Source organism: Mesorhizobium sp. M0293 (assembly GCF_040321735.1).
Lineage (GTDB): Bacteria > Pseudomonadota > Alphaproteobacteria > Rhizobiales > Rhizobiaceae > Mesorhizobium.
On sequence record NZ_JAMYSA010000207.1, the window covers coordinates 1 to 5202 of the forward strand.

A 5202-nucleotide genomic window follows, 5' to 3' on the forward strand; every position below is an offset into this window, starting at 1 on the left:
GCTTGAGATAGCGCAGCCGCTTCGAGGCCTCGGGCCCGTCATGGTGACGCGCTACGACCTTCGGGTAGGCGAATAAGTCCTCGAACATGCCTCGGATCTCCAGTGAGGTGGGAAATCCGATCACCTAAATCCAGTTTGTTATGTGGCGCTCGGGATTCTCATCGGCCTGCCACCTCTGGCCCGCGGCGGCCGACGCCACATCTCTACCGAAGCCACATTACGCATCAAATGTGCTCGAACACATTTGGTGCGGGAAATCCGCCCGCCCGGATCTGTGAGGGCGAAAGCCGAATGGCTGAGCTACTCGACCACGACCTCGCAACGTTGCAACAGATCCTTCAAATTAATTTACAGAACCTTTGCGACTGCAAATCGCTGACAATGGTACCTTCATCGCAAGTCTGAGTTCAGGCGCGAAAAAAAGACGACGCCTGTTTGCGCTCAGACCGCCGGACAGCACGCAACGGAGGTCAAACGCCAATGGCAAGAAGAGCACTCGTCTTGGTTGAAGGCGGTCCATGGGGCTGTGGTCTGCTATACGTCCAAGCGGCCCAGCGTCTTGGCCTTCGTCCGATTATCCTGTCGGCCGATCCAGCGTCCACTCAGTACGACTATTTTGCGGCGGAAAGGACTGAGACAATCCGTGTCGATACAGATGATCTCGATGCGCTGGTCCGCGAATGTTCCCAACTACGTGAGACCTATGGCATTGCTGGCATCACGAGCCAAGAAGAGGAGGTCTATGCGACAGTCGGCAAGCTCTGCCGGCATTTCAATCTGCCGGGACCGAACCCCGTATCCACTGAACGATGCTGCGATAAATTCACTCAACGTGAACTTCTCGCGGGGGCCGGCGTTCCAATGCCTGCTTATCGCGTGGCAGTGAATGCGACGGAGGTTGAAAGCTCTGCCGCTGAGATCGGCCTGCCGGTGGTTCTCAAGCCAACCGTGGGCGGCGGCAGCAGCGGTGTCCGATTGTGCCGCAACGCCGATGAGATAGCCGAACACACGGCCTATCTGTTGAGCGGGAAGCACATACGGCTACCTTCGCCAACACAGCGCAAATGGCTGTGCTCGCCGAGGATACTGGTCGAAGAATTCGCACAAGGCCCCCTTTATTGGGCCGACATGATGGGAGATCAGACCATTGGAATTGGCACTGGTGACTTCGGTCCCGCACCGCATTTCGTCTATCGTGGGTCCATCATTCCGGCCCCGTTGACAGATGACGAGCATGAGCATATCGCCGATGTGTCGCTGAGCTGTTTGCGAGCCCTCGGCCTTGGCTGGGGGCCAACCTGCATTGAATTCCGGTGGACGAAGCTTGGCCCAGTCGTCATTGAGGTGAACCCGCGTCTTGGTGGCGCGCCCGGTCCTCAAATGGTTCAGCTGGCTTACGGTGTCGATCTCATCAAAGAGCACATTAAGCTTGCCATCGGCGACGAACTGGATTTGCGCAAAAGGCATTCTTACATCGCAGGCGCGCGGCATCTAGTTGCAGATCACGATGGCACCCTCGATTGGATCAGTGGTGACAGTCGGGCGGCTGATGTACCAGGTGTCGCCGAGGCCAAATTCTATGTTGCACTCAAGACGCCGATCGTCAGGAAAGGCGACTGGCGAGACTGCATCGGACATGTCATCGCCGCTTCATCCAGCCTTGCCCAAACTGAGGCGATACTTCAGCGTGCCGTCGACTTGATCGATTGGTCGATCACACCATTTCCGACCGTTGACGAATAGGAACAATCTGCGGCTGCGACCTCTTTCACGCGGCGCAGGCCAGACAAGAACTGATAGTCGACGAACATCGGTGCAGTTGAGAACATGACAGAGACGTGCGGCGAGCCCCGCAGAGCGCGAATTTTATCGTCGCTGTGAATAAGCGCCTGTTGACCATCATGCCGGTCTACCTTCTGGCATCGAGATAAGCTTGGCGAGTTCAGAGGTTCTGGCTGTGGCTGCGAGGGGGAACTCGTCGCGGGCACCGCTCTGTCCTCAGAAGCTCGCGGCAGCCCTTCGGAGCATATTCAGCTGGAGCAGCCCAGGGAGCACAGCCATGATCTCACTGGATATCAACGGTCAAGAGCGCGAGGTTGAGGCTGACCCCGAAACCCCAATCCTTTGGGTCCTGCGTGACACGCTGCGAATGAGCGGTACTAAGTTCGGCTGCGGCGCAGCCCTCTGTGGCGCTTGTACGGTGCATCTGGATGGCGAGGCCATCCGCTCATGCAGCACACCGATCTCCGCCGTTGAAAGCCGCAAGATTACAACGATCGAAAAAACGACCGATGATGGGCACTCACCGCGTCGGCGCGGCCGTCCACGCCGCATGGATGAAGCACGACGTGGCGCAGTGCGGTTATTGTCAGAGCGGCCAGATCATGAGCGCGACGGCCTTACTCGCCTCGCTGCCCCTTGGCGCGCTGCCGACTTCCGAAGAGATCGACTCCGCCATGGCCGGGAACATCTGTCGTTGTGGAACCTATGCTCGTATCCGCGCCGCAATAGCCGAACCGCCAGTACACTCGTTGAAGGAGGCGCCGCATGTTATCCAACACCTTAGATTGCAGGGACCTGCCACGTGCGCTGCAACACACGCTGGAGAGGCGCCAATCAAAAGTTGCTAGAGGGTTGCCGCGCCGAAGCTTTCTAAAGTTGACTGGGGCCCTCGGGCTGACAATCGGCGTTTTTCCGCAACTCGCGCCCGCGCAGTCCACCGATGCGGCTGAGACGGCCCGCTACCTCGAACCACCGGACAAGCCGGCTGCCTTTGTGCAGATCGCGCCCAATGGCGAGGTCACCGTTACAGTCAATCGGCTGGAATTTGGCCAAGGTGTACACACTGCGTTGCCAATGATCCTGGCCGAAGAACTGGACGCCGACTGGACCCTCGTGCGCGGGCGGCTAGGCACTGACGACGCCGCCTATGCTGACCCAGTCTTTGGCATTCACATCACGAGCGGATCCAGTACGATCAAGAACAGCTTCATGCAGTATCGCGAGCTTGGCGCCCGCGCGCGGGCCATGTTGCTCGGTGCCGCAGCCGCGCGCTGGAACGTGAACGTGTCCACATTGCACACTGAAAGGGGCATGGTCCTGGGCCTCGATGGCCATCAGCTTGGTCATGGCGACCTTGCCGATGCCGCGATGGAACAGCCCGTGCCCTCGCTAGTGAGACTGAAGGATCCGAAGAACTTCCACATCATTGGCCGCCCCCACAGGGAGGCTCGATGCACGCGCCAATACTACCGGACAACAGGACTTCGGGATCGACTTGCGGTGGCCCGGACAAATGACCGCAGTGGTCGCCCGTCCACCGGTCTTCGGCGCCCGCATAGCCTCTTTGGACGACACCGCCGCACGCAACGTCAAGGGTGTGAAGACCGTCCTGCGCGTGCCGCTGGATCGTGGCGCAGAGGGCGTGGCCGTAATCGCCGACGGATATTGGCAGGCCTCTCAAGGCCGCAATGCCCCTAAGGTGGAGTGGGATACATCGATTGTCGAAAAGATCGACAGCGACCAGCAAGTCGCGTTGTACCGCGAGATGGCCACTCGCTCCGGCCCGTGCCAGTTCGATTGCGACATCGCGTCATTGGAAACGGCCCCCCTACATCTAGAAGCTGAGTTCGTGTTCCCGTATCTCGCCCACGCCGCGATGGAACCGCTGAACTGCACTGTTGCGCTCGCCGAGAGAGGGGCCGAATTGTGGGTTGGCAGCCAGAGCGCAGGATTGGATGCCGGAGCCGCGGCGACGTGTTGGGTCTGAAACCTGAGCTAGTCGTGCTGCACGTGCAGATGGCGAGCGGAGGTTTTGGCAGACGCCTCTCAAGCACGAGCGATACCGTGGTCGAGGCCTGTGAAATCGCCAAGGCCGTTCGCGCCGCAGGGCTGAACGCGCCGGTGCGCATGATCTGGAGCTGAGAGGACGATATGAGGGGCGGCTATTACCGTCCCATGAACCTGCACCGCGCTCGCATCGGCTTTGACGAAGAAGGCAATGTGCTGGCCTGGGATCATAGCCTCGTCGGCCAGTCCGTACTTGCGGGATCAGTGTTCGAGCGGCTCGAGGTGAAGAACGGCATCCCACCGCGACCGAGGGCATGCGGAACCCCTATCCGCTCCCGATGCGCCTGATGGTGCATCACCCCAAGATTAACGTGCCGGTGCTTTGGTGGCGTAGCGTGGGCTCCACTCACACCGCTTTCGTCATGGAGACCTTGCTCGACGAGATCGCGCGCACGAGCGACCAAGACCCTGTGGCCTATCGCATGCGGCTCTTCGGTGATCAGCACACCCGCCACCGTGACGCATTGCCACTGGCCGTGGACTAGAGCGGCTACGGCAAGACGCAGATTTCTGTGGGTCAAGCCTGGGGTGTGGCCGTGCACGAGTCTTTCAGTTCAGTGGTGGCCTATGTGGTCGAAGCCTCCGTCATTGACGGACAGCCGGTGCTGCACCGGGTCACCGCCGGCGTGCACTGCAATCTCGTGGTGAATCCTGGAACCGTTGAAGCCCAGGTACAGGGCGCGGCAGTGATGGGCCTGTCAATGTGCCTGGCGGGATCTGCAATAACGCTCAAGGCGGAGTCGTCGAGCAGACCAACTTTAGCGAGTATACCGTGGCGCGCTTGACGGATGTGCCGGAATTCGACATCCGCATCGTGCCAAGCGCCGAACCGCCCGCCGGCGTAGGTGAGCCCGGTCTGCCACCCTTGGCACCGGCATTTGCTAATGCCATCGCACGGCTCACCGGAAAGCCGGTGCGCCAATTGCCCTTCAATCTGAAGTAGTCCGCCCTTAGAACGGCTAAGCTATTGAAGTATTATGGCTATTGAAACGCAGCGAAATATCGGTTTTTGCGGTGAGCGGTGGGATGATGGCAAAGATCCAAGCACGCCAAAAAGTGAGCAGCCCTGACGATGAGGCGCAGATCATGCGCGGCACCCACGAGAAGCGCTTTGGCAGCATCGCCAGTATGGCCTAGGAGGAAGTTGCGGCCGAGCCCACCATCGGTCTACATGACGCCTGGCAAGGTCCACCCGGGAACCGGAAAAGGTCGCTCAAGTGCGCCCGTGGCAAGCATTATAGCTCCAGCTTCAACCCGCTGCCAGATAGGCCTAGTTCGTGCGCCTGTAACGCGCCGGCCAATCCGGCAGGACCGGCGCCGATGACGACCAGATCATATTTTTTCACGGCAATT

6 protein-coding genes and 2 pseudogenes are annotated in these 5202 nt (G+C 59.7%); all 8 read left to right on the top strand.

The genetic code is table 11. The features are described 5' to 3' along the window. Positions 1-480 precede the first annotated feature (480 nt). The 8 genes and pseudogenes from NKJ06_RS34235 to NKJ06_RS35925 all read left to right on the top strand — a co-directional run bounded on the left by NKJ06_RS34235 (position 481) and on the right by NKJ06_RS35925 (position 4986). Positions 481-1743 (top strand): ATP-grasp domain-containing protein, encoded by a 1263-nt coding sequence (locus tag NKJ06_RS34235; protein WP_352812333.1) that lies wholly within the window; start codon positions 481-483, stop codon positions 1741-1743. A 316-nt stretch (positions 1744-2059) separates the two neighbouring features. Further along, positions 2060-2516: pseudogene (locus NKJ06_RS34240) on the top strand ((2Fe-2S)-binding protein); the annotation flags it as partial. Positions 2517-2547: 31 nt separating this feature from the next. Further along, a pseudogene (locus NKJ06_RS34245) lies at positions 2548-3096 on the top strand (molybdopterin cofactor-binding domain-containing protein); the annotation flags it as partial. Between the two features lie 199 nt (positions 3097-3295). Beyond that, positions 3296-3769: a hypothetical protein gene (locus tag NKJ06_RS34250; RefSeq protein ID WP_352812341.1), complete on the top strand. Its 474-nt coding sequence runs from the start codon at positions 3296-3298 to the stop codon at positions 3767-3769. Then, positions 3757-3924 (top strand): hypothetical protein, encoded by a 168-nt coding sequence (locus NKJ06_RS34255; RefSeq protein ID WP_352812335.1) that lies wholly within the window; start codon positions 3757-3759, stop codon positions 3922-3924. Before NKJ06_RS34250 ends, NKJ06_RS34255 begins: the two co-directional genes overlap by 13 nt. Before the next feature lie 179 nt (positions 3925-4103). Further along, positions 4104-4334: a hypothetical protein gene (locus NKJ06_RS34260; protein ID WP_352812338.1), complete on the top strand. Its 231-nt coding sequence runs from the start codon at positions 4104-4106 to the stop codon at positions 4332-4334. Between the two features lie 287 nt (positions 4335-4621). Beyond that, positions 4622-4792: a hypothetical protein gene (locus NKJ06_RS34265; RefSeq protein ID WP_352812339.1), complete on the top strand. Its 171-nt coding sequence runs from the start codon at positions 4622-4624 to the stop codon at positions 4790-4792. A 41-nt stretch (positions 4793-4833) separates the two neighbouring features. After that, complete coding sequence (locus NKJ06_RS35925) at positions 4834-4986, top strand: hypothetical protein (protein ID WP_502905675.1); 153 nt, start codon at positions 4834-4836, stop codon at positions 4984-4986. Positions 4987-5202: the final 216 nt, after the last annotated feature.

Coding starts and splice junctions, on each gene's coding strand:
- NKJ06_RS34250 (WP_352812341.1), top strand. CDS start 3,296: ATGACCGCAGTGGTCGCCCGTCCACCGGTCTTCGGCGCCCGCATAGCC.
- NKJ06_RS34235 (WP_352812333.1), top strand. CDS start 481: ATGGCAAGAAGAGCACTCGTCTTGGTTGAAGGCGGTCCATGGGGCTGT.
- NKJ06_RS34260 (WP_352812338.1), top strand. CDS start 4,104: ATGCGGAACCCCTATCCGCTCCCGATGCGCCTGATGGTGCATCACCCC.